General features: G+C 49.8%; 25 protein-coding genes. 20 read left to right on the plus strand and 5 right to left on the minus strand.

Annotation, left to right across the window (positions count from 1 at the left end):
• Nucleotides 1-891, minus strand: coding sequence for a DUF2232 domain-containing protein (locus OSQ85_RS12540; RefSeq protein ID WP_265823548.1), 891 nt, complete (start codon nt 889-891; stop codon nt 1-3).
• 222 nt (nt 892-1,113) lie between these two features.
• Between OSQ85_RS12540 and OSQ85_RS12545 the strand changes: the two genes are divergently transcribed.
• From OSQ85_RS12545 to OSQ85_RS12555, 3 genes are read left to right on the plus strand one after another with little or no spacing between them, the layout of a single operon-like run.
• The gene (locus OSQ85_RS12545; RefSeq protein WP_265823549.1) at nt 1,114-3,309 is read left to right on the plus strand and encodes a TonB-dependent receptor plug domain-containing protein; all 2,196 of its coding nucleotides are present in this window, start codon (nt 1,114-1,116) and stop codon (nt 3,307-3,309) included.
• Nucleotides 3,297-4,058, plus strand: coding sequence for a class I SAM-dependent methyltransferase (locus OSQ85_RS12550; RefSeq protein WP_265823550.1), 762 nt, complete (start codon nt 3,297-3,299; stop codon nt 4,056-4,058). The genes OSQ85_RS12545 and OSQ85_RS12550 overlap by 13 nt, the downstream gene beginning before the upstream one ends.
• Nucleotides 4,046-5,104 (plus strand): ABC transporter substrate-binding protein, encoded by a 1,059-nt coding sequence (locus OSQ85_RS12555; protein WP_265823551.1) that lies wholly within the window; start codon nt 4,046-4,048, stop codon nt 5,102-5,104. The genes OSQ85_RS12550 and OSQ85_RS12555 overlap by 13 nt, the downstream gene beginning before the upstream one ends.
• Nucleotides 5,105-5,153: 49 nt before the next feature.
• Here OSQ85_RS12555 and OSQ85_RS12560 read toward each other — a convergent pair whose 3' ends face one another.
• The 4 genes from OSQ85_RS12560 to rpsF all read right to left on the minus strand — a co-directional run bounded on the left by OSQ85_RS12560 (nt 5,154) and on the right by rpsF (nt 7,762).
• Nucleotides 5,154-6,290 (minus strand): MFS transporter, encoded by a 1,137-nt coding sequence (locus tag OSQ85_RS12560; protein ID WP_265823552.1) that lies wholly within the window; start codon nt 6,288-6,290, stop codon nt 5,154-5,156.
• Nucleotides 6,291-6,615: 325 nt separating this feature from the next.
• Complete coding sequence (gene rpsR, locus OSQ85_RS12565) at nt 6,616-6,846, minus strand: 30S ribosomal protein S18 (RefSeq protein WP_265823554.1); 231 nt, start codon at nt 6,844-6,846, stop codon at nt 6,616-6,618.
• Between the two features lie 28 nt (nt 6,847-6,874).
• A complete protein-coding gene (locus OSQ85_RS12570; protein WP_407649369.1) occupies nt 6,875-7,261 on the minus strand; it encodes a single-stranded DNA-binding protein in 387 nt (128 codons plus the stop codon).
• 60 nt (nt 7,262-7,321) lie between these two features.
• Nucleotides 7,322-7,762, minus strand: a complete 441-nt coding sequence (gene rpsF, locus OSQ85_RS12575) for a 30S ribosomal protein S6 (RefSeq protein WP_265823556.1) — start codon at nt 7,760-7,762, stop codon at nt 7,322-7,324.
• 203 nt (nt 7,763-7,965) lie between these two features.
• Here rpsF and OSQ85_RS12580 point away from each other — a divergent pair, with 203 nt between their 5' ends.
• The 17 genes from OSQ85_RS12580 to OSQ85_RS12660 all read left to right on the plus strand — a co-directional run bounded on the left by OSQ85_RS12580 (nt 7,966) and on the right by OSQ85_RS12660 (nt 24,557).
• Nucleotides 7,966-8,694 (plus strand): dienelactone hydrolase family protein, encoded by a 729-nt coding sequence (locus OSQ85_RS12580; RefSeq protein ID WP_265823558.1) that lies wholly within the window; start codon nt 7,966-7,968, stop codon nt 8,692-8,694.
• A gap of 9 nt (nt 8,695-8,703) precedes the next feature.
• Nucleotides 8,704-9,627, plus strand: a complete 924-nt coding sequence (locus tag OSQ85_RS12585) for an RluA family pseudouridine synthase (protein ID WP_265823560.1) — start codon at nt 8,704-8,706, stop codon at nt 9,625-9,627.
• Between the two features lie 204 nt (nt 9,628-9,831).
• Entirely contained in the window at nt 9,832-10,125 is a 294-nt protein-coding gene (locus tag OSQ85_RS12590; protein ID WP_407649372.1) for an NADH-quinone oxidoreductase subunit A, read from the plus strand.
• Nucleotides 10,116-10,592 carry a NuoB/complex I 20 kDa subunit family protein gene (locus OSQ85_RS12595; RefSeq protein WP_265823563.1) on the plus strand — a complete coding sequence of 159 codons (477 nt, stop codon included), beginning with the start codon at nt 10,116-10,118 and terminating at the stop codon, nt 10,590-10,592. The genes OSQ85_RS12590 and OSQ85_RS12595 overlap by 10 nt, the downstream gene beginning before the upstream one ends.
• Nucleotides 10,593-10,601: 9 nt before the next feature.
• Complete coding sequence (locus OSQ85_RS12600; protein ID WP_265823564.1) at nt 10,602-11,099, plus strand: NADH-quinone oxidoreductase subunit C; 498 nt, start codon at nt 10,602-10,604, stop codon at nt 11,097-11,099.
• 16 nt (nt 11,100-11,115) lie between these two features.
• Nucleotides 11,116-12,303: an NADH dehydrogenase (quinone) subunit D gene (nuoD, locus tag OSQ85_RS12605; RefSeq protein WP_265823566.1), complete on the plus strand. Its 1,188-nt coding sequence runs from the start codon at nt 11,116-11,118 to the stop codon at nt 12,301-12,303.
• Nucleotides 12,304-12,314: 11 nt separating this feature from the next.
• Nucleotides 12,315-12,839, plus strand: coding sequence for an NADH-quinone oxidoreductase subunit NuoE (gene nuoE / locus OSQ85_RS12610; RefSeq protein WP_265823568.1), 525 nt, complete (start codon nt 12,315-12,317; stop codon nt 12,837-12,839).
• A 9-nt stretch (nt 12,840-12,848) separates the two neighbouring features.
• Nucleotides 12,849-14,639: an NADH-quinone oxidoreductase subunit NuoF gene (gene nuoF / locus OSQ85_RS12615; RefSeq protein ID WP_265823570.1), complete on the plus strand. Its 1,791-nt coding sequence runs from the start codon at nt 12,849-12,851 to the stop codon at nt 14,637-14,639.
• Nucleotides 14,640-14,656: 17 nt separating this feature from the next.
• Nucleotides 14,657-16,900, plus strand: a complete 2,244-nt coding sequence (locus OSQ85_RS12620; protein ID WP_265823572.1) for a molybdopterin-dependent oxidoreductase — start codon at nt 14,657-14,659, stop codon at nt 16,898-16,900.
• A gap of 29 nt (nt 16,901-16,929) precedes the next feature.
• A complete protein-coding gene (gene nuoH, locus OSQ85_RS12625) occupies nt 16,930-17,913 on the plus strand; it encodes an NADH-quinone oxidoreductase subunit NuoH (RefSeq protein WP_265823573.1) in 984 nt (327 codons plus the stop codon).
• 9 nt (nt 17,914-17,922) lie between these two features.
• Nucleotides 17,923-18,390, plus strand: a complete 468-nt coding sequence (nuoI, locus tag OSQ85_RS12630; protein WP_265823574.1) for an NADH-quinone oxidoreductase subunit NuoI — start codon at nt 17,923-17,925, stop codon at nt 18,388-18,390.
• Complete coding sequence (locus tag OSQ85_RS12635) at nt 18,390-18,890, plus strand: NADH-quinone oxidoreductase subunit J family protein (protein ID WP_407649373.1); 501 nt, start codon at nt 18,390-18,392, stop codon at nt 18,888-18,890. Before nuoI ends, OSQ85_RS12635 begins: the two co-directional genes overlap by 1 nt.
• A 9-nt stretch (nt 18,891-18,899) precedes the next feature.
• Nucleotides 18,900-19,205 carry an NADH-quinone oxidoreductase subunit NuoK gene (nuoK, locus tag OSQ85_RS12640; protein WP_265823577.1) on the plus strand — a complete coding sequence of 102 codons (306 nt, stop codon included), beginning with the start codon at nt 18,900-18,902 and terminating at the stop codon, nt 19,203-19,205.
• Between the two features lie 9 nt (nt 19,206-19,214).
• Entirely contained in the window at nt 19,215-21,128 is a 1,914-nt protein-coding gene (gene nuoL / locus OSQ85_RS12645; protein ID WP_407649371.1) for an NADH-quinone oxidoreductase subunit L, read from the plus strand.
• Between the two features lie 14 nt (nt 21,129-21,142).
• A complete protein-coding gene (locus OSQ85_RS12650) occupies nt 21,143-22,642 on the plus strand; it encodes an NADH-quinone oxidoreductase subunit M (protein WP_265823579.1) in 1,500 nt (499 codons plus the stop codon).
• 8 nt (nt 22,643-22,650) lie between these two features.
• Nucleotides 22,651-24,084 carry an NADH-quinone oxidoreductase subunit N gene (locus tag OSQ85_RS12655; RefSeq protein ID WP_265823581.1) on the plus strand — a complete coding sequence of 478 codons (1,434 nt, stop codon included), beginning with the start codon at nt 22,651-22,653 and terminating at the stop codon, nt 24,082-24,084.
• A gap of 8 nt (nt 24,085-24,092) precedes the next feature.
• Nucleotides 24,093-24,557 (plus strand): ferritin family protein, encoded by a 465-nt coding sequence (locus OSQ85_RS12660; protein WP_265823583.1) that lies wholly within the window; start codon nt 24,093-24,095, stop codon nt 24,555-24,557.
• Nucleotides 24,558-24,915: the final 358 nt, after the last annotated feature.

A 24,915-nucleotide genomic window follows, 5' to 3' on the forward strand; every position in this document is an offset into this window, starting at 1 on the left:
TCAGTTCTCCGTGGTCTCCTGTTTCGGTTTACCGAAGAAGTTGAACCAGATGCTGAACAGGCCTACAAAGGCAAGTGCCAGCATAAGGGGCGGCTCAGAAAAAATGATTATGTAAATTATGGCCTTGAATATTCCCGCAAGTTTGAACCTGTGCACCCAGTGGCGCAGAACCTCAAACCCCTGAATAAGGTAAAGACCGCCGAAGATAAGCAGAGTGTTGAACGCCACGGAGCGCATGTAAAGGTCATTGGTGAAGAAGAAGGCAAGCCCCGCCAGCATTACCCAGACAAGGTTGTCCGGCAGACGGAATATCTCATGTTCCGACTTCTTTATTTTATAGAAGAATGTCTTGGTGAAATAAGCAACAAGCACGGAGGTGAGAAATATCATACCCGGAAATATCAAAACAAGAGAGAGGGCAGCCATGTCCATATTTTTTTCAACAATGGCCGCATATGCTGCGGCTCCGGTTTCGGGGGCTTTCTTTGCCGCATCCACCAGAATCTTAAGCACCTCGGTCACGTTGCTGATGAGGGATGTGCGTACTCCTTCCGCAAAAAATACAAGAACAGAGGAGAGAACGAATGCCGGTACGGGTGCAGCGGCAACGGGAATCCAGTTTGATTCCGGCCTGTTCTGCCAGCGGTAAATCATAAATGCGGTGAATATAACCGTGAGCACGTAATACATGCTTATGAACGGTTCGAATGCCGCGCATGCGCCCACCAGCACCAGAAAGAGAATATCCGAACTTTTCTCCCTCGCCTGGTCTGCAAGATAAAGAAGCAGAAGCAGAGGGGAGAAAGGGATGAACAGCCCGCCTATTCTCGGAAAGAACAGAACGGCAGCGAAAAGGACTATGCTTGCGACGGGAAGATAAAAAACTCTCATATATTTAATGCTCTTTATGTTTATTATTGTCCGCCTAATGTTAGCCGTAAAAATGTTTAATGTCCATTAAATGATCCTTTTTATCTCTCCGGACTGACATTTCTATGTGTTACGAATTGTATCTTATGTGTTACTTGGTGTTGATTTGATTTTGATTTGGTGTTATGAGTTTCATTAATCGTGTTATAGGTGAGATTAAGGTTACATATCATGGAGGAAGTTTTGAGAAGATTTATTATCGGCGTGTGTGCAGCACTTTATTTGGCATGTCCGGCTATGGCGGATGAAAGCCTTATGAGGACAACAATTTACCTGGATGAAGTTTCAGTAACTGCCGAATCCGCAGCAGATTCAGACTTGAATGTCAGTGAGCAGAAGGTGGCTGAAAAGAACAGAAGCGGCAATATAGCCGACTTTCTTGTAAAAGATCCGGAGATTTCCTTCAAGCGCAAGACTGCCTTCGGTGACAGCGGCGACATCATCTCCATCAGAGGGATGGAAAGCAAAAGGATCATGCTTAACCTTGATGGCAGAAACATCAGCTCAACAGGGAACGTCGGGGGCAACTATATAGATTTCGGCACTATTCCCCTTGATAATATTGAGAGAATTGAGGTTATAAAGGGCGGCAGCAGTGCGGAATACGGCAACAACGCGCTGGGCGGCGTGATTAATGCCTATACCAAACGCCCCTCCAAAGAGGCATCCGCATCAATATATGCCACAATGGGCGGCTGGGATAATGCGGGTGACTATCATAACATACGGGGCAGCTTTGCAAAAAGCTTCGGCGCATTCGGGGTGAGTCTGGGGATGAGCCATCAGGAGGCGGACGCATACCTGAGAAACAATGACTATGAATCACTGCATATCAATCCGAAGTTCTATCTGAGTCTGCCTTGGCAGGGGGAGCTTGTTCTTGGGTATAAGTACAGCAAAACCACAAGAGGGCTCATCCGCTCAAACAGGGATGACGGCAAGCCGTCGTCTGACTCGGATCCGTCTGTTCCGGGCTTTGATACGCCCATAGACAGCAATTATCCCACAGCCAGCGGTGAATATTTCGCAGGCGGCTCACCCACCCCCTCAATGAGCGTAATAGGTGACGGAGCATACTGGGATAAGATAAGGCATATGCTGGATGTTACATACACTCAGCCCATAGGCGACAGGGCCTACATTGAGGCCATGGCTTATAAAAACTATGAAGACCGCTATGAGAAAAACTATGCCGATGTTGCCGCAAGGCTCCAGATACTGACTGCGAACCCGAACGATTTTAATCAGGCACTCACGTCTGACGGCGACCTTGTGCTGGATAGAAAAATCAAGGTGGACAGGAGCTATGGCTACAAGCTGAAAACCGTTGCGGAACTTGAGAAGCATACCCTCACCGCGGGAGCGGAATCAAAGGCTATGAGATCCGGCGGCATAGAGGTGCGTTATGTGGACACCAACTACAATAAGGCCGGAGCTAACCAGTGGACAGGAACCATGGCGGGAAGCAGCGGCTCAGAGGCTGATGTTTACGGCTTTTTCATTTCCGACAGTTTCAGAGTAACCGACAGGCTCACTGCTGATTTCGGCATGCGCTACGACACATACGATGCCAAAAGCGGCGACAACAGCTATGAGGACGGCAAAGCAACGCCGAAGGCAGGGCTCACATATGCTCTGACACCGAATGACAAGTTATCGCTGTTTGTTTATCAGAACTACAGAACCCCCACTCTGCCTGAACTGTGGTGGAACTCTCAGGCCAGTTCGGGCGACAGCACGGTAAATGTGCCCTATCTCATAGGGAAAAAGCTCAAACCCGAATCCGCCACAGGTATAGATGCCGCCTATGCCCACACTTTTCCCGGCAAAGGCAGGGTTAAGCTTTCCGCTTTCTATTATGATATAGAGGACTATATACTGCACAAGGCGGTTTATGTGAACCGTCCGCAGAGTTATCAGGCATGGGCGGCGTATAATACGGATGCTGAATTCTACGGAACAACGCTGGACGGTTCCTACGATGTAACACGCACGCTCAGCGCACGCCTCAGCGGAACATATCAGAAAACAAAGAAAAAGAACGACCCCTCAGACCCGGACAATACTCTTGAGGAAGTGGACTACATCCCCGATGTAAAGGCCTCTGCAGGATTTAGCTGGGATATAACAAAAAAAATCAGTCTGGATATGGGGCTCAACTATACCGGCAGACGTTTTTACACCGTAAACACAGCCACTCTGACAAAAGGGGAGCTTGGCGGCTACACCACTGTTGATGCGAGCCTCCGCTACAGGCTTGATAAGCGTACAGTGCTTGAGATATACGGTGAAAACCTGACGGATAAGGAATATGAAGAGACATGGGGCTATCCCGCCATGGGGATCAATATGGGAGCAAGCGTAAAATGGACACTGTAGCAGCGAGAGCACAGCAGGAAAAATTCTGGAATAACAAAGCAAAAAACTTCCCCCGTTATGAAGCGGGGGAAGATAATTATGAGTCACGCATGCTGAACATCGCCCGCAGTCACGGGGTGGTTTTCAAGGATGCGGATATTCTTGATGTCGGCTGCGGAAGCGGCATGTACACCATCCGCCTTGCGAAAGAGGCAAAGCATGTCACCGCTGCTGATATATCAAGCGAGATGCTGCGCATACTGAAAGATGACGCGGAGGCGCAGGGTATAAATAATATCGTGACATACCTCGGCGACTGGCTTGAATTTAAATCCGACAGGAAGTTCGATGTTGTTTTCTGTTCCATGACACCGGCTGTGCAGTCTGAGGAAGGCAGGCTTAAGGTTCTGGAGCATGCAAAAGGCTGGGTTGTATATATGGGTTTTGCCGGAAGGATGGAGTCATGCATGCTTTCCGGCCTTTATGAGCATTACGGTATTATACCCAAAAAGTTCAACGATGCCCCCGCCATGCGTGAGTGGCTTCAGAACAGAAGAGCGGAGTACACGGCATATCCTGTCGAGGGTGAATGGATTGTGCCCAGAACCTATGAGGAGGCAGCTTCAAACTGCCGTGACATGCTTTCAATATACGGCGTGACACCGGAGGATGACTTGCTGGAAAAACATATCAGGCCTCATCTGGATGAAAGCGGAAAGTACATCGAGCGCACCTCATACAGCATAGAGATGATAATATGGCACGTCTGATTATATGTCTTTTCGCCCTTCTGCTTGCTCCTGCCGCATGGGCGAAGGCTATTACCGATGTTTTCGGCCGCACAGTCAATGTGCCTGATAGGGTCGAAAGGGTGATTTCCATCGGCAGCAGCATGGCATTTGTTACCTATCTCAGGGCACAGAATCTGGCTGTCGGTGTTGAGGATGTGGAGAAAGCTGCGGATTACACCAAGCCGTATATTCAGGCTAATTTTGAGACGGTGAAGGATCTCCCCGTGATAGGCAAAGCGGGCGCGGTGCGCATGCCGAACTATGAGAGGATTATAAGCCTCAAGCCTGATGTGGTTTTTATAGTATCAACGGACAGGGGCGAGCCGGATCTTGTTCAGCGTAAACTGAATATCCCGGTTGTTGCTGTGGGCTACGGTCTGCCGAACTTTGATCAGGATGTTTTCTTCCGTTCGATCAGGATTACTGCCGAGGTTCTCAGCAGGAAGGAGAGAGCAGAGGAACTCATATCATACATAAAAAGCCTGACAGTTAAGCTGAACCGTGCACCGGAGAAGAAGGCCGAGGCTTATCTGGGCGCTATTTCCTATAAAGGGCATCAGGGGCTGAACAGCACTGCGGCGGATTTTCTTCCCATGCAGCTTGCAGGGATAAAAAACACTGCTGACGGAGAGCGGAAAAGCGGCCAGTTCTTCGTGAACCGTGAGTATGTTCTGGCGAAGAATCCGGAAATAATTTTCATCGACGGAAACGGTTTGCCGCTTATTGCTGATGACGCGCGGAAGCACCCTGAGTTTTACTCAAGGCTCAGGGCGTTCAGAAACGGGAAGGTCTTTCTGCTTCTCCCCCATACAACCTACTTTACTAACCCAGAGATGCTTTATGTAAATGCTTTTCTTATGGCGAAGTCGGCATATCCTGAAATATACGGCGACATAGATCCGGCCGCAGTGGCGGATGAGATTGTATCTGCATTCACAGGCAAGGGAATATACGGTTTTCTTAAGAAGACAACTGGCGGCTACGGTGTTCTGGAGCTGACCTCTGACGGCATAAAAATCAAATAAAAAAGGGAGCCTCCTGCGGGGGCTCCCTGAAAGTTTAAGCTGACACGGCTTAACTTTTCATGGTCTTCACCAGCAGGGCGGCGGCAGCAAAAAGCATTACCGCCTGCAGCAGAAGAATACTGCTGATAAGCTCCGCAGACCCGAACACTCCTGTTATAAACGGCACAGTGAAATACCCAATGCCCCAGAACATGAAGTAAACTCCGGACGAGGCTCCCGCATGGGAGGAATCCGCCTTAACCTGAAGATACAGCATGGAAGCTATGCTGAATATTCCGAGCCCTGATGTAAGGAGCAGCAACCCTGCGAAAAGCAGAATCCCGCTGTTGTGTATGATTACCAGCAAGCCTGCCCCCATGGACAGCACTCCTGTCGTAAGTGCCTGTCTGAGGTTCTGTATTTTTACAATCCTCCCTGAGACGATCTGAATTATCCCCAGAGTAAAAAAGCTGAGAGAAAAGGCGATGTTTGCAAGACCGTGATCCATATTTTTCACCGACAGCACAAATGCCGGGATAACGCTGACAATCAGCCCGTATGATGCCCCGTACATAACTATTCCCGCCAGAACAGATTTGTTGAGCAGTCTGATGATGCTCATCATTCCGGCTTTGGCTTCGATTTTCCTATCTGTCCGGTATTTCGGTGCAGCCAGTGCCAGTATTATGAATCCTCCGGTCACGGATGCGGCGGAAAAGCCGAGGAATGTGGACTGGGCTCCGAAGACATCCGCAATATATGTGCCCGCCAGAGGGCCAGCGGTGAGTCCGAAGTGGAAGGAAGCCGTGTACCAGCCCATTACCTGTGCCTTATTCTCAGGGTAAAGAAGCGCCAGCAGTACGGGCGAAAGCGACCAGAGCGGTGCTTCCCCCACTCCCTGAATAACCCTGCCGATGATTAGCCACTGAACCGAATCAGCCGAATAATAAACCATGCCGGACACTCCGCACAGAAGAAAGCCTGCTATGATGACCGGTCTGAAACCGAAACGGTCCGCAATTTTTCCGAGCGGGTACTGGGAAAGGATATAGGCCAGACCGAAAGCCGAGGCGAGAAAACCGCTCATGGCGGCGGAACCTGACAGCTTTGTCATTTTATCCGGCAGGTAGGTAAAACACACTCCGAGACCGAACATAATGACGAATATACTGCTGTTGACAGCAGCCATATAACGTATTGATGACATAATAATAACTCCTTGGATAAACGGACAAAATCTCAGGAGTACGCTTTAGGTTGCGGTGTTGGTTTAAAACGGACTCCGAATGCCGGTTAAAGAATCAGGCAGCCGGAGGAGGAGGGGTAAGACCGAAAAGTTTGTGGAAATCTGAGGCAGACATTTTTAATTCCCCTGTTTTTTTGTGAGTATTACTGCGGCCGGGCGCATTGTCAACATATATATTATATGTGATGTCCGTTGAGGATACCCGCTGACGGGCACTGCGGGATAAAAAAAGGGAGCCTCTTGCGGGGCTCCCTGTCTGTTGTTTTAATTGCGGTTCAGCCTGATATTATCTGTCAAGGCTGAAGGGGAGAAGGATGATGGTACGTGCGGTTTTAACAGCAGAAGCGAGTGCTCTCTGGTGTCTTGCGCATGTGCCTGTAAGCCTTCTGGGCATTATTTTACCTCTTTCGGTTACGAAACCTCTGAGGAGTTTAGCGTCTTTGTAGTCTATATCGATTTTTTCCGCGCAGAACCTGCACACTTTCTTTTTCTGAAATTTTCTTCTTAAAACAGCCATTTTATATAGTCCTCCGTTTGCTCAGCGCCTAAAACGGTATGTCGTCTTCGCTGAAATCGTCGCTGCTGCCGCCTGAAGAGAAGCCGCCGTCACTGCCTGAATAGTCTCCGCCTTTGTCCCCTTTTCTTGATGAGACAAGCTGGATATTTTCGGCGATCACTTCATGCTTGCTGCGTTTCTGTCCTTCCTGCTCCCACACATTCTGGGAGAGGCGTCCTTCCACCAGTACAGGGCTGCCTTTCGTGAGGTATTCCCCGCAGATTTCGCCGAGTTTGCCGAAAGCCACTATGTCGATGAACATTGTCTCTTCCTTGTCCTTGCTTCTTCTGCTGTTTACAGCGAGGCCGAACTTGGCCACTGCGAGATCCCTTCCGGGAACATATCTTACTTCGGGGTTGCGGGTACAGTTACCCAACAGTACTACCTTGTTGAAAAAGCCCATGGTAAATTCCTTATCCGGCGGATATTTATATTGTTATTCGGAAATCTCTTCCGAGTCAGTCTCTGCAGCCGAGTCATCGCCGTCCTCAAAGGGAGCTCTGTCCTCTCTGGGTTTTCTGGGGTTGACTTTCTTGCCCTTTCTGTCAGGTCTGGGAGCGGGGTCTTTTCTGGGTTTCAGTTTGAATTTCTTATCGTCGATTTTGACGATGCAGAACCTGAGAACGTCCTCGCTGTAGCGGTAGCGTTTTTCAAGCTCTTCGTTGTAGTTGCCGCCGGCGTTGTACTGAATAAGGAAGTAGTAGCCTTCGCGGTAGTCTTCAACTTCGTAAGCGAAAGAAAGTTTGCCCCAGGGCTCAACTTTAAGAATTTCGCCGCCGTTCTGCTCAATGTTCCCCTTGAAAAACTCAAGGTTTGCGTCAATCTCTTCCTGCGTAAGGTCGGGACGGACGATGAAAATAGTTTCGTAAGTAACCAATTTGTCCTCCTTTTGGTTAAAGCCGCAGATTCATCAGCTCTGCAGCAAGGCAGAAGATCTTTTTATCAATACCTATGCGGTAAGTCAACCGAAAAGATCCTTTTTTATGGTGGATTCCGGGCATCAGCCCAATATTGTTTGTTACTATTATATACGGATGTGTGCTTAAGAGGCAGGGAAGAATTTTTTTCAGGAGGTTTATCATGAAGTACGTGCTGGCTGTGATTATGTTTCTGATGACCGTTTCGGTTTATGCGGGGGAATCTGTTGTGTATAAGTCCGGCAACGCCGAATACGAAGGTTTTTACTCGCCCGTTTCAGCAAAGGCTCCTCTGGTTCTCATAGTGCATGACTGGGACGGCCTGGACGGATATGAGATTAAAAGAGTCGAAATGCTTAACAAATTGGGTTATTCTGCATTTGCAGTTGATATGTTCGGAAAAGGTGTCCGCCCTGCGGAGATTTCAGAGAGGAGACGGCTCACAGGTGAGCTTTACGCTGACAGGGAAAAGATGAGGAGAATCCTTCAGGCAGGTTTCGACAAGGCTGAATCCCTCGGCGCGAACACGGGCAACGCAGTGATTATCGGCTACTGCTTCGGCGGAACTGTGGCTCTGGAATACGCAAGGAGCGGCGCGCCGCTTAAATCATTCATCTCCTTCCACGGCGGAATAGATACCCCGCAGGGGCAGGACTATTCCGGAACAAAGGGCGAAGTGGTGATTTTCCACGGAACGGCTGATGCGGCTGTGAGCATGGAGAGTTTTGCAAAGCTTGCTGTACAGCTTGAAAATGAAGGGGTAAGGCATGAGATGACCACCTACAGCGGTGCTCCCCATGCTTTCACTGTTTTCGGCTCACAGAGCTACCGCAGGGATGCGGATGAAAAATCATGGAAACGCTTCACGGAGTATCTGAAAGAAATTTTTTAAGAAGGAATAATGAGATTCACAGACGAAACAGCAGAAGTTATTGAATTTACGGCAGATGATGCAGGGGTGCGGCTTGATGTGCTGCTTGCGGCAAAATCCGGCCGGAGCCGGAGCTTCGCCGCCGAGGTTATAGAAGAAGGTCTGGTCGAGGTCAACGGGCGGATTCCCGCTAAGTCCCTCAAGGTGAAGAAGGGGGACGTCATCCGCATGGAGATCCCGGTGGAAGAGGCTCCGAGCCTTGAGCCTCAGCCCGTTGACTTTGACGTGATATTTGAGGACGAAAACATGATTGTGGTGAACAAGCCCGCAGGGGTGACTGTGCACCCCGCACCGGGGTCTCCGGACAGAACACTGGTGAACGGGCTTCTTTACCGATACCGTATAGAAGACCACAACGACTTCCGGCCGGGCATAGTCCACAGGCTGGACAGGGACACGTCAGGGCTGATTCTGGTTGCAAGGAACAGGGATGCGAGGGAAAAGCTCTCCTCCCTTTTTTTGAACCGCACCGTGGACAAACGTTATCTCGCTTTCTGCTGGGGAACCCCTAAATTTGAAACCCTTATTGTTGACGAACCCATAGGCAGACACCCCGCAGACCGCAAACGGATGGCAGTCAGGGAGGACGGGCGTTCCGCAAAGAGCCTTTTTACCGTAAAAGAACGTTATAAAAACGCCTTTCTTGCAGAGGTGCGCATATACACCGGACGCACTCACCAGATAAGGGTTCATGCTGCTCATATTGGACATCCGATACTTGACGATTCGCTTTACGGCGGAAAACATAACAGGGGTTACAAAATTGAAAGGCAGGCTTTACACTCCTGGAAACTCACTTTTAAAAGCCCTTTTGTTCAAAAAGAAATGGATTTTTGCGCCCCTTTGCCCCATGAAATGGAGCTTCTGAGGGAGAGGCTCCTGAACGCTAAATAGTATAGAGAAAACCTATACCTTCTATTAGTTTACAATACCCCGAAAACGCCAAATCCTTTGATCTGTAAAACGATGTTTCTTGTTGACAGTGATGATGCGGTATGATAGACATTGCATACTGTATACAAAATACAGAGGTGTGGTATGAATGAGTATTTGCCAGTCGCAATCCTTATGCTGATTGCAGGCGCGATAGGCGCCATCATGATGTTTATGGGCGGTCTTATACGTCCGAAAAAGTACGATAAGGTTAAAAACTCCGTTTACGAATGCGGTATGCCGGAGTTCTCGGATGCCAGAAAAAGGTACAACGTCAGGTTCTACATAGTCGCCCTGCTTTTTGTTCTCTTCGATGTAGAAATAGTGTTTCTTTATCCGTGGGCTGTCGCTTTCGGAGATATAGGGCTTTACGGGCTTGTCGCTATGTTCATGTTCCTGATAATTCTTGTCATCGGATTTCTGTATGAGTGGAAAAAAGGAGCTCTGGAATGGGTGTAATGACGAATAAGCTGCCGGACAATGTTATCACCACAACGGTGGACAGTGTCATCAACTGGGGAAGAAAATCTTCCCTCTGGCCTGTGACTTTCGGCCTTGCCTGTTGTGCCATTGAGATGATGGCGACAGGCGCCGCCAAACACGACCTTGACAGGCTCGGTATCATCTTCCGTGCCACACCCCGTCAGGCAGACGTGATGATAGTCGCAGGAACCGTTACCCGCAAGATGGCTCCCATCGTGCGCAAAGTGTGGGATCAGATGCCTGAGCCCAAATGGTGTATTGCAATGGGAAGCTGCGCAACAAGCGGCGGTATTTATGATACATACTCCACGGTTCAGGGTGTCGATGAGATTCTCCCCGTGGATTTTTACGTTCCCGGATGCCCTCCCAGACCTGAGGCTCTGCTTGATGCTATTGTTGAGCTTCAGAAAAAAATCATGACAGAAAAAGTGGTAAGGAAATAGGGGGCGGCAATGAATTTTACCGAATTAACCACACAGCTTGAGCAGCTTTTCCCCGGCAAGCTGAACTGTTACACGCAGTTCGGCTGTAATTTTGTCAGGGTTAAGGATGATGCGGTTTATAAAAGCGTTCTCCGCGCGCTGAAAGAGAAGTTTTCCTTCAGGTACATGGTGGACGTTATCGCCACCCACTGGCCTAAAAAAGCAGACAAGTTTGAGGTCACAAACAACCTCTACTCAATCGAGAACAAACTCAGGGTGTTTGTGAAGCTTTCAAGACCCGATCACGTCTTCCCCACGATTACTGATATATGGAAAGGCGCAGACCTTATGGAGAGGGAAGAGTACGACCTTATGGGAATCGTATTCGAAGGTCACCCCGATCTGAGAAGAGTTCTTCTCCCCGACTTCTTCGAGGGGCACCCGCTCAGGAAAGACTTCCCTCTGAAAGAGAGGAAGTGGTTCAACAAGACTGACGAGCAGCGTCTCGGTATCAAGTTCACCAAATAAGGGGTTGGAGACGGTTATGCAGAACATTAACAATAACGTAGCCGAAGTGGTTACCGTCAACATGGGACCCCAGCACCCCAGTACTCACGGGGTTCTGAGGCTTGTTGTCGATCTTGACGGCGAAACAATAGTAAACGTAACCCCTGATGTGGGTTATCTTCACAGGGGAACTGAAAAGCTTGCGGAAAACAGGACTTACCATCAGTTTATCCCCCTTACGGACAGGCTGGACTACCTTTCCCCCCTGTCCAACAACCTTGCGTACTGCCTTGCTGTAGAGAAGTTTTTCGGAGTGAAAATCCCCGAAAGAGCAGACTACATGAGGGTTATGTACGCCGAACTCGCGCGTATAGCCAGCCACCTTGTGTGGATAGCAACCCACGCTCTTGACATAGGCGCGATGACTGTTTTCCTCTATGCCTTCCGCGAAAGGGAGCGTGTGCTTGATATGTTCGAGTGCGCCACAGGCCAGAGGATGACAAGCTCATGGATCAGAATCGGCGGCATTCGTGAAGATGCTCCTGAGGAGTTCTTCAAGCTTGCCAAATCCTTCGTTGATGAGTTTGACGGTTTCGTTGACCTTTATGAAAACCTCCTTACCAACAACAGGATATGGAAAATGAGAACCATAGGCATCGGCGTTCTCAACGCTGACGATGCTCAGGACTACGGCACAAGCGGCCCCCTTATGAGAGGCGCAGGTCTTGACTTTGACCTCAGACGTGACGAGCCGTACTGCTGTTATGACAAATTCAAGTTCGAAGTTCCCACTCAGCCGGAGGGGGATACTTACGCACGTTATAAAGTGAGAATGAAGGAGCTTCGTGAGGCAAACAAAATTGTTGCCCAGACTCTTGCATCTCTCCCCGAAGGACCCGTTATGACTGACGACCCCAGAGTGGCAATGCCCTCACATGAGGACGTTTATGAAAGAATGGAGTCCCTCATCAGAAGGTTCTACCTGATCTCCAAAGGCTTCCGTCCTCCCAAGGGCGAGACGTATCAGGGAATCGAAGCTCCCAAAGGCGAGCTTGGCTTCTACATCGTCAGCGAAGGAGAGGAAAGACCCTACAGGCTTAAAATCCGTGCTCCTTCCTATGTGAACCTCGGCGTGCTTAACCACATGGCCAAAGGTCACATGCTTGCCGACCTTGTTGCGATCATCGGTACAAACGATGTTGTTCTCGGCGAGATAGACAGGTAAGGGGGCGCGATATGGCGGAAGTTAAAGCGGTTGTGGAAGAGGTTCAGGAAAGAACCCCCGAAGAACTTGACTGGACTAAGTGCGATGCGATATGCGCCCAGTACGCAGGTGCAAAAGGCGCTACAATCCCCGTGCTCCAGAAGGTTCAGGATGCCTACGGCTATCTTTATAAAGAAGTTGTGGAGAGAGTGGCTGAAAACCTCAACATCTCCTCACACACCCTGTACGGCGTAATCACCTTTTACGCGCAGTTCTACACCAAACCCAGAGGCAAATATGTCATCAGGGTTTGCAGAGGTACGGCTTGCCACGTTAAGGGTTCCGGAAGGATCTCCGAAGTTGTTTTCGAGGAATTCGGAATCAGAAACGGAGAAACCGATGAAGCCAAACTCTTCACCCTTGAAGAAGTTTCATGCATCGGAGCCTGCGGAATGGCTCCTGTTATTATGATAAACGATAAAACTCACGGTAACCTCACGCCGGAGGAATCCAGGAAGATATTCAGGGATTATGCCTCCGGTAAGATGGAAGCGTAGGGACAGGCTATGAGCGAGTATAAAGTCGAACAGATAGAAGTACACGTGTGTATGGGAACCGCAGGAGTCGCCTCCGGCGGTGATGCCGTTATGGCAGCCCTTAACAGTGAGTTTGAAAAACGCGGCCTGGTAAACACCGATGTCAAGGAGCGCAACTGCAAAGCCAAACAGACAGGCTGCAGGGGTCTCTGTGCCAGAGATGTTCTTATCGACGTGTATATCCCCGGAAAGGGGCCTATAACTTACGAACACGTGACGGCGGAAATGGTTCCCACAATAATCGAGGAGCACATCATAGGCGGTGAAGTTGTCACCAAATGGGCTGCCAAGAAGGACTATTTCGAATTTTACGATAAACAGAAGCGCTATGTTCTCAATGACTGCGGAAAAGTTGACCCCGACAGCCTTGAGGACTATATAGCCCACGGCGGTTATGACGCTCTTAAAAAATCTCTGAAAATGACCTCCGAAGAGGTTATTGACGAAGTTAAAAAGTCCGGCCTCAGAGGCAGGGGGGGCGGCGGTTTCCCCACAGGGCTTAAATGGACATTCTGCCGCAATTCTCCGGGAGATCTCAAATATCTTATCTGCAATGCGGATGAGGGTGACCCCGGCGCGTTCATGGACAGATCAATCATTGAGGGCAACCCCCACGCTGTTATAGAGGGCATGCTGATAGCAGCTTATGCGATAGGCTGCACAGAAGGCTACATCTACTGCCGCGCGGAATACCCCCTTGCGATCAAAAGGGTTAAAAAAGCCCTCATAGATGCGGAAAAAGCAGGCTACCTCGGCGACAACGTTCTCGGAAGCGGCTTTGAGTTTCACCTCAAGCTGAAAGAGGGAGCGGGCGCATTCGTCTGCGGTGAGGAAACGGCTCTCATCGCCTCCATCGAAGGTGAAAGGGGAATGCCCAGATCCAGACCGCCCTTCCCCGCTGTGAAAGGTCTCTGGCAGAAACCCTCAAACGTTAACAACGTTGAGACATTCGCCAACCTTCCCGTTATCATCCTTCACGGGGCTGAGTGGTACGCAAACATCGGAACAGAGAAGTCCAAGGGAACAAAAATCTTCGCCCTTTCAGGCAAGGTTAAGTCCACAGGGCTCATCGAGGTTCCCATGGGGATTACCGTGCGTGAGCTCATTTTCGAGGTCGGCGGCGGCATTCCCAAGAAAAGAAAGTTCAAAGCGGTTCAGCTCGGCGGCCCCTCAGGCGGGTGTCTGACTGAAGCACACCTTGATACAAAGATCGACTACGACTCGCTCATCGCCGCAGGTGCGATGATGGGCTCCGGAGGAGTGGTTGTTCTTGATGAAACCAACTGTATGGTGAACGTTGCTCAGTTCTTCCTTACCTTCACACAGAGGGAGTCATGCGGAAAATGCATCCCCTGCCGTGTGGGAACCAAAACCATGCTGGACATCCTCGACAGGATAACATCCGGCAAGGGAAAGGAAGGCGATATCGAAAGGCTGGAATCCCTGGCCAGCGATATTAAAATCGCGTCACTCTGCGGTCTCGGACAAACGGCTCCCAACCCTATTCTTACCACAATCAGGTATTTCAGGGATGAGTACGAGGCGCACATCTTCAAACAGAAATGCCCCGCAAGGGAATGCCCTGAGCTCATCGAGTTCGTGGTTGTGGATGAAAGATGCAAAAAATGCGGTATCTGCAAAAAGGTCTGCCCGGTTGATGCTATCACGTGGGAGAAGGGACAGTTTGCATACATCGATAAGGCTAAGTGCGTTAAGTGCCGTGAGTGCATAGTGAACTGCCCGTTCAACTCAATAGATTAAGGGATATGGATATGCAGATGGTAACCTTGAAAATAGACGGAATACAGGTTGAGGTGCCGAAGGATTACACAATCCTTCAGGCGGCGGAAAAGGCCGGGGTGCATATCCCCGTTCTCTGCCACGATGCGCGCCTGAACCCCTTCGGTGCATGCAGGGTGTGTCTTATCGAGGCTGTGGGCAACCCCAGAATGATGACGGCGTGCACAACGCCCGTCGCCCCCGATATGGACATTCTCACCAACACCGAAAAGCTCCAGAGGATCAGGAAAACTGTGATTGAGCTTCTGCTTGTGAACCACCCCCTTGAGTGCCCCGTGTGCGATAAGGGCGGCGAGTGTACGCTTCAGGATCTCACTTACGAGGTCGGCCTCACTAAGGTGCGTTTTGATGCCAAGCCCGCAGATACTCCCGTTGACCACACCAACCCCTTTATAGAAAGGGATGTGGACAGATGCGTACTCTGCGGACGCTGCGTAAGGATATGCGACGAAGTGGTGAACATACAGGCGATAAGCTTCATAAACCGCGGTATGGAAACCATGATCGGAACAGCCTTCGATCAGCCATGGAACTGCGAATTCTGCGGACAGTGCATAAGCGTCTGCCCTGTGGGTTCGCTCAACAACAGAGTTTATCTCTTCAAAAACAGACCGTGGAACCTTGAAAAAACAGATTCCGTATGCGGTCTCTGCGGCTGCGGCTGCTACATAGAGCTTGAAACCGAAGGCAGCGAGCTTTACAGAATGGGCGAGCTCCCCGAAAAGGGCGCAAACCACGGCAATCTCTGCGCGAAGGGCAGGTTCGGGTTCGAATTTGTCAACAGCGTGAAGCGCGAAACCTCAGCAAAAGTCAAATCAGCGGGAGAACTCGCTGTTGCCGACTTCGATCAGGCTGTTGTGACGATTGCTGAAAAAGTGAAGAGCATTAAAGCTCAGCACGGCGCTGACTCAGTTGCGGTTCTCGTTTCACCGAGACTGACAAACGAGGAGGCCTTCCTCGCGAACAAGCTGGCTAAGGAAGTTATCGGAACAGGCGGCATGTTTGCCCTTGAACCGCACACATCGCTTCCTGAGGCAACATACGCTGATATAGAAACAAGCGACGCAGTTGCTGTTCTCAACATAGACGTAACCGAAGCCAACCCCATTCTCGGTCTCGCGGTGAGAGCCGCCGGGAGAAAGAACGAGGCTCCGCTTTATGTCTTCTACCCCTCCGAAACCGCACTGAAAAGGGTGATCGAAAAACAGTTCACCGGAACTCCGGATGAGGTTTACGCCAGCATGACAAGGCTTGTTGAGGGGCAGGGGGAAGAGGCCGCAGTGCTTGAGGTTCTCAAAAAGGCCGAGAAGCCTGTTGCCGTTTACAACCCTTATAACAAAGCGGATCTCTGGTTTGTTTCAGAACTGAAAAAACAGGTTCCCGCACTTAAGCTTGCCGCGGCAAGGGCTAAGGCAAACTCACAGGGTGTCGTTGATATGGGCGCTCTGGATGCTGCGAAGCTGAAAGAAGGAATACAGAACAAAACAATAAAGGCTCTCATTTGCTTCGGTGAAAACCCCGCTGTGAGAACAGGCTGGGCGGATCTTTCACTGGATTCCCTTGAACTTCTCGCTGTTACGGATCCTTTCATGAGCGAAACCGCTAAGAAAGCTTCCGTGTACATCCCCGTTGCGACATACGCGGAGAAGGACGGCAGCTTCACCAGCCTTGAAGGAAGGGTTCAGTCGGTTAATAAGGCGCTCTGCAAAGGGCTTAAAACCGATGCCGAGGTCATATCCGCTCTGGCGGAAAGGCTCGGCGGCAGACTGACTTCCTGCTCATGCGAGGCGAGAGAGCTTATCCGCAAAGAGGTTCCCCTTTACAAAGACGCTGACTTTGACGGCGGCCTTATCAGCTACCCCTATGCGGTAAAAGGCGAATTCGAAAAGCCTGCGAAAGCGGCTGCGGGAGAGGGCACACACTACCTCTACCCCTCATCGCTCAGACTTCATTCAGGCTCATACACCAGATGGTCTCCCGACCTCGCCAAAGTTTACGGCGAAGCCAAGCTTGAGATTTCCCCCGCTGATGCGGAGGCTCTCGGTCTCGGTGACGGAGCGGCGGTGAGCGTGAGCGCTGCGGGAATCACGAAGACTTTCAAGGTTCATGTGGAAAAACACATAACGAAAGGCTGCGTTGCCCTGCCTGAGGACTATGCCGACACGGCTGTGATCTTCAGCAACGGCAGATACCCGAAAGTGACTCTGGGTAAAAAAGGTTGAAAGACATTAAAGATATATGAGGTAGAGGAATGTTGCTCCCTATAGTTTTCACAATAATCAAGATACTGATCATTGTAACTGTAATCCTCCTCGCAGTGGCATACATGACGTATGCCGAGCGTAAGGTTATAGGTGCAATGCAGGTGCGTCTTGGGCCGATGCATACCGGACCTTACGGTCTTCTTCAGCCCATCGCGGACGCGGTGAAGCTGATCGCAAAGGAAGACCTTACGCCCGATATGGTTGACAGACCGGTATTCATCCTGGCACCCCTGCTTACGATGGTTCCGGCACTGGCAGGATTTGCCGTTATTCCCTTCGCCGATAACTTCACCATGTTCGGCATGGAGATAAAGCCCTATATAACAGACCTTAACATCGGTCTTCTTTATGTTCTGGCTATTTCTTCCGTGGGCACTTACGGCGTTATCATGTCCGGCTGGGCTTCAAACTCAAAATACGCCCTCCTCGGCAGCTTGCGTTCTTCGGCTCAGGTTCTGAGCTACGAAACAGCAATGGGGCTTGCCCTTGTGGCGCCTGTTCTTCTGGCAGGTTCTCTCTCTCTCAGGGAGATAACCCTCGCTCAGTCAGGCATGTGGTTTGTTGTTCCGCAGATAGTGGCTTTCATGGTTTACCTTATAGCCGCCATCGCAGAAACAAACAGAGCACCCTTCGACCTTGCAGAAGCTGAGACCGAAATCGTTGCGGGTTTCCATGTGGAATACTCCTCAATGAAGTTCGCCCTCTTCTTCCTCGGCGAATACGCAAATATGTACCTTGTTTCCACAATCGCCGTTGTTATGTTCCTCGGCGGATGGAACGGCCCCTTCCTGCCTCCTCTGGTCTGGTTCGTGCTCAAGGTTCTGTTCATTATGTTTATCTTCCTCTGGCTGAGAGCCACTCTCCCCAGACTCCGCTTTGACCAGCTTATGAGTCTCGGCTGGAAGGTACTTATACCGATTGCCCTTGCCAACCTTATGATAACGGCAATCGTGGTTCACATTGTCAGGTAGGGGTGAAGCATGAAAAATATATTCGATACTCTGCTCTTAACTGAAATTTTTCAGGGTCTTGGAATTACCCTGAAACATTTGTTCAAGAAGAAGGTAACGTACAAATACCCTTATGAGGATACCCCGGTATTCCCCAGATTCAGGGGTGTTCAGTACATTAAAACCCATGAAAACGGCGCTACCAAATGTGTCGGCTGCTACCTCTGTCAGAAGGTATGCCCTTCCGAGTGCATACACATAGTGACAGACTGCGGACCGAACGGCGAAAGGCTTATCCGTAAATACGAGCTGGATCTTTCCCGCTGCATTTACTGCGGTTTCTGCGAAGAGGCATGCCCGGTTGACGCGGTTCACATGGGGCGCAACTATCACACAACAGACTCAACCAGAGACAATTATGTGATAAACATGAAAACTCTTTCTGAAAACTACAAAAAGGAACTGGCTGACGCACAGGCTAAAGGAGAGCAGTTATGATGGCGCAAATTGCATTTTACATTCTTGCGGGTTTGGCCGTGGTTTCAGCTCTCGGTGTCATCACACGTGAGAACCCCGTTCACTCGGCTCTCTGGATGCTCCTTACGTTTTTCAGCGTTGCGGGAATCTTTGTTCAGCTCGGTGCGGAATTCGTTGCGGCGATTCAGGTTCTCGTCTACGCAGGCGCGATTCTGGTTCTGTATCTCTTTGTGGTTATGCTGCTTAACCCCCGTTCGGGCGGTTTCATCAGGATGCCCGCGAAATACATAATCGGCTCGGCTGTTTCGGTTGTGGTCTTCTTTCAGATCGCTATCACAATCTGGAGCTCCGGAGTCTTCAAAAACGGCGCTATCGGACCGCTTCCCTACGTAGAAGGCATGAACAACGTCAGGGCATACGGAAACGTACTGTTCACAAAGTATCTGGTACCCTTTGAAATCGCTTCCATACTTCTTCTTGTTGCGATGATCGGTGCCATCGTAATAGCAAGAAAGGACTAGGAGGGGACTATGGAATTGACGCTGGCTCATTACCTTATACTCAGCGCGGTTATATTCGCCCTTGGAATGGCAGGGGTTCTGATAAGGAAAAACCTCATCGTTATGTTCATGTCGCTTGAGCTTATGCTTAACGCGGTGAACATCAACCTCGCTGCTTTTTCCAACTATCTGCAGGATATGACCGGACAGATTTTCATAGTCTTCGTCATGGCGGTGGCCGCTGCCGAAGCTGCAGTGGGACTCGCGCTCATTATCAGTCTGTTCAGAAACAAACAGACTATTAATGCCGAAGAACTTAATATCATGAGAGGATAGGGGTAGGATATGCATTTGGAGGTCTTGATACTTCTCGGGCCGTTGGTTGCTTTTCTTATCAACGGTCTGTTCGGAAGGCTCTACATCAAAAATAACGCGCACTTCGTCGCGATTGCGGGTGTCGGTCTTTCATGGATTGTGTCAATCATCACTTTTTTCAGAGTGATGGGCGGGCACAGTGTGGATGCCACCCTATATAACTGGGTTGTTGCGGGCAAATACAGTGTTCCCTTCGGAATACTTGTGGATCCGCTTACTGCAATAATGCTCATAGTCGTTACCACCGTCAGCACGATGGTGCACATCTACTCCATGGGCTATATGCATGACGATGAGGGATACTGGAGATTCTTTACCTATCTTTCAGTGTTCACCTTCTCAATGCTCATTCTCGTTATGGGGAACAACTTCCTCATGCTTTTCGTGGGCTGGGAGCTTGTGGGTCTTTCTTCTTACCTGCTTATCGGCTTCTGGTTCTATAAAAAGAGCGCTGCGGACGCATGTAAGAAAGCTTTCGTAATGAACAGGGTCGGGGACTTCGGTTTCTACATAGGCCTTCTGCTCGTTATCATAACATTTAAAGGTCTTAACTACAGCGACGCTTTCCAGTATGAGTCCATCCAGGCGATAAAAGCCAGCACATATACTGTGTTCGGCATGCAGTTCAGCCTGATAGACCTTATGACGCTCGGCCTCTTCTGCGGCGCTATGGGTAAATCAGCCCAGTTCCCGCTGCATACCTGGCTTCCTGACGCTATGGAAGGCCCCACACCCGTTTCGGCACTTATCCACGCCGCAACGATGGTTACCGCAGGGGTTTACATGGTTGCGCGCTGCAACGCTCTGTTCTCAGAGGCGCACATAACCAGCATGCTTGTTGTTTATGTGGGTATGTTCACCGCACTTCTCGGCGCTACAATCGGTCTTACCCAGTATGACCTTAAGCGCATACTCGCTTACTCAACCGTTTCGCAGCTTGGCTACATGATAATGGCCACAGGTGTGGGCGCATATGTTGCGGGTATATTCCACCTGTTTACACACGCTTTCTTCAAAGGTCTTCTCTTCCTCTGCTCAGGTTCCGTTATGCACGCTATGCACGGCGACCTTGATGTGAGAAAGATGGGCGGTCTGAAAAAGAAAATGCCCATTACATACTGGACTTACCTCATAGGCTGTATAGCCATTGCAGGTATTCCTCCCCTTGCGGGCTTCTGGTCAAAGGATGAAATCCTCGCCATGACCTTCGCAAACGGTCACATGTTCCCATGGTTCGTGGCGACTGTTGTTGCGGGCATGACGGCTTTCTATATGTTCCGCTCCTTCTTCCTTGTGTTTGAGGGAACACCCAGAAACCAGCATATGCACGACCATGCTCACGAATCTCCCGTTACTATGACGGGGCCCCTTGTGTTCCTTGCCATCCTTTCTGTTCTGGCGGGCGCAGTATTCGGCTATCCGCTGGAAAACGGCTTCATACACCACTTCCTCGGACCGGTACTTACTCCTGAGGGAGCGCATCCGCACCACCTTGAGCATTCAACAGCGCTTATGCTGATGGTACTCTCCATAGTGGTTGCTGCTGCGGGCATATTCATAAGCTGGCTGTACTACATTAAAGTTCCCTCGCTGCCGGGAAAAACTGTCAAGGCATTCAAGCCCGTACATACCTTCTTCTACAACAAGTGGTTCTTTGACGAGCTTTATGACGCGATTATCGTTTTCCCCATAGTGACCATCTCCAGATTCCTGTGGAGAGGCTTTGACGTAAACGTAATAGACTTCACCGTAAACGCATTCGGAAAGGTTCCGATGTTCATCGGCGGAGTGGCAAGACACCTGCAGACAGGACGCATGCAGACATACATCTTTACGATGGTTGTCGGCGTGATTGTGCTGTTCACAATATTCTACACGGTATAAGGGGGAGTTAAGAGATGATGGAAAACATCCTTTCAATACTGATTTTCTTCCCGCTGGTAGCCGCTTTTGTCATCTTCCTGTTTCTCAGGGGCGGTAAAACCACTATGTGGGCGACTTTCATCGCCACAATTATTGAGTTCATCCTCACTATACCGCTGATGACCTCATTTGATAAGACGACTGCGGCAATGCAGTTCGTTGAAAAGGCGGACTGGATTCCCGCACTGGGCATTCAGTACTATGTAGGGGTCGACGGAATATCAATACTCATGATCTTCCTCACTACCCTGCTTACGGCTATTGCGGTTCTCGGCTCCTTCACATACATCCAGAAGCGCCAGAGGGAGTTCTATCTCGCTCTGCTTGTGCTGGAAACCGGAATGGTCGGCGTGTTCCTTGCCCTTGACTTCTTCCTTTTCTACATCTTCTGGGAAGCTATGCTCATACCCATGTACCTTATAATAGGCGTATGGGGCGGAAAAAGAAGGATCTACGCAGCGGTTAAGTTCTTCCTTTACACCCTTGCGGGTTCAGTGCTGATGATGCTTGCAATCATTGCCCTGTTCTTCAAACACGGTGAAATCACTGGGATATACACTTTTGACATTATGGCTATCACCGCTCAGGCTGTTAAATACACTGCGGGATTCCAGACTGTTATATTCCTTGCTTTCTTCCTCGGCTTTGCCATCAAGGTTCCCATGTTCCCGGTACATACATGGCTCCCCGATGCGCACGTTGAGGCGCCCACGGCAGGTTCAGTCATACTTGCGGGCGTACTGCTTAAAATGGGTACATACGGCTTCCTGAGATTCTGCCTCCCGATTACCCCGGCAGCTTCCATAAGCTTTATGCCCTTTGTCGCTATCCTCTCTGTGATTGCGATTGTTTACGGCGCACTGGTGGCGATGGTGCAGAGCGATGTTAAAAAACTCGTTGCATATTCCTCAGTGAGCCACATGGGTTTTGTCACACTCGGTATCTACGCCATAAACCAGGCGGGTATAGAGGGCGGCATTCTCCAGATGTTCAACCACGGTATAATAACAGGCGCACTGTTCCTTCTGATTGGTGCGATATATGAAAGAACCCACACAAGGGAGATTTCAGAATACGGCGGTATTGCGGCCAGCGTGCCTATGTTCGCCACAATCTTCCTTATATTCACAATGGGTTCCATCGGCCTCCCCGGCATGGGCGCGTTCATTGGCGAGTTCCTTGTTCTTGTGGGCGCATTCGAAGCTTTCAGCGACTACGCGATAATAGCCGCCAGCGGCGTTATCTTTGCCGCTGTCTACATGCTCTGGATGTACCAGAGAGTGCTGTATGAAAGCCTTAACAAACGCTGGGAAGACCTGAAGGACATGAACCTCAGAGAGATAATCTATATTATGCCTCTCTTGATCATTGTTTTCTGGGTTGGTATATACCCCGAAACTTTCACATCCTATATGCACGAGAGCGTGAAGCACCTTGTTGAACAGGTATTCACCGCCGGCGTGGCGATGAAATAAGGAGGCTGATGATGACACCGCAGTTATTTAATGACATCATCACGGTTTACCCCGAAATTCTGATGACGATATTTGCTCTTACGCTTATCGTTATTGATGTGGTTGCGGGCGATAAAATGAAGGCAAGCGTGGGCTACTTCGGGATAGCATTTGTTGCTCTTGTGGCGCTTCTCTGCCCCGCCGGACCTTTTATCGGCTTTAACAACATGCTTATATGGGACAACTTCAGCTATGTTTTCTTCCTTATATTCGCTATGGCTTACACCCTGACAACACTGGGCTCCATAGAGTATCTGAAAGATAAAAACATGCTGAAAGGCGAAATATACATAGTTATGTTCTTCAGCCTGATCGGCATGATGTTCATGGTCAGCGCAAACGACCTTACCATCTTCTATGTCGGTCTTGAGACCATGGCTATCTCCATGTATGTTCTTGCAGGCTTTAACAAACACTGCCTTAAATCGAACGAGGCAGGCGTTAAGTACTTCCTTATGGGTGCGTTCTCCTCAGGTATTTTCCTGTATGGACTCTCATTCATATACGGACTTACCGGAAGCCTTACCTATACTGATATAGCAGCGGCTCTTCAGGGGCACGGCAGTGATTCTCTTGGAATCAAGTTCGGTCTCCTGCTTATGCTTGTGGGCTTCGCATTCAAAATATCCGCAGTTCCCTTCCATATGTGGGCTCCGGATGTTTACACCGGCTCACCCACCCCTATTGCGGGCTTTATGACTGTTGCTCCCAAGGCTGCTGCCTTCGGCGCACTGATCCGCTTTACATGGGTAGCCATAGCCCCCGCTTCCGAGCAGTGGACACTTTTCTTCACTATCCTTGCTGTTCTCACCATGACATACGGCAACCTCGTGGCTCTTGCTCAGGAGAATGTGAAGAGAATGCTTGCCTACTCAGCCATAGCCCATGCGGGTTATATGCTGATAGGGCTTGTCACCATGACTCCGGAAGGGATCAGGGCAATCACGCTCTACATGCTGATCTACAGCTTTATGAACATCGGCGCTTTCACCGTTATCAGCATGCTTAAGAACAAAGGCATGATAGACGATGAAAGGATAGAGAGCTTCGCGGGGCTTTCCAAAAAGAACCCGCTTGTAGCACTTGCTATGCTTCTTTTCATGTTCTCTCTGGCGGGCATTCCTCCGCTTGCGGGATTCGTGGGCAAGTTCTACATCTTTATCGCCGCCATCAAAGCCGAGATATACTGGCTTGCAATAGTAGGTGTGCTTAACAGTGCACTTGCATGCTACTACTATATGCGAGTGACTATATTCATGTATTTCAAAGAGCCGGAGTATGAAACCGAGCTTACGCTTAAGGCCCCCAGCTTTATAGCCACTTTTATAGCGGCTGTGCTTGTGGTTCTGGTTGGTTTCTTCCCCTCTTTCTTCGTAAATCTCGTAAGCTCGCTTACGGTATAACGGGGTAAATGATGGATGCATCTGTAAGAAAAGCGCTTGAAGAGGCGAAAGAAAAGAAAGCATTGTCCTATGAGTTCTATGACAAGCTGCTTAAAGTCGTGAGCGATCTCAGCACCAAGGAGCTTATAAAAGATCTTATGGAGCAGAAGAATAAGCATAAAGAGATCATCGAGCAGGCGCTTGAGACAGGTTCACTGGAAAACCTCGGTCTTGATGTAAGCTGCCGCTGGAAAGGGCTCGGAATTGGCCAGGGGGTCAAGCCGGAAGTCGTTACAGGGGAGCTTACTGTTCAGGATGTGCTTCTGATTGCCATCAGATACGAAGATAACTCCGTGAAGTACTATGAAGATCTCGCCGAAAAGTTTAAGGACACACCCGCAGGGGATGTCTTCTTTAAGCTGGCAAGCGATGAGGCATGCCACAGGAACGATGTTCAGCGCATGTACGATGATATAGTAAACCTTGAGAATTAAGAAGGCGGCAGGACTGTTGTCTTTATACCTGGCGGGGGCTGATGCTCCCGCCTTTTTCATTTTACAGTAAAAATTTACCGTCCATGGAAATTTTTACACACGCTCGCGGTCTGCAAAGCAGACCTTCGCTTCGCACGGCGTGCTCCCATCCATGGCAGCATGTTTACGAGCTGCTTGCTGCTCTGGTTCCGCTTGCGTTCCTCGCGTTCGCTGCGGTACGCGCTCCACGGGCACATCCATGTGCCTGTTATTCGGCTTCGCTTCGCACGGCGCAGTTCCATCCATGGAACTGTTTGCGTCATTGTTGTATATGTTATTTAATTCGAGGCGAGAATTTATTTATTTGTTAATCTCAAGT

This window comes from Geovibrio ferrireducens (assembly GCF_026226615.1).
Lineage (GTDB): Bacteria > Chrysiogenota > Deferribacteres > Deferribacterales > Geovibrionaceae > Geovibrio > Geovibrio ferrireducens.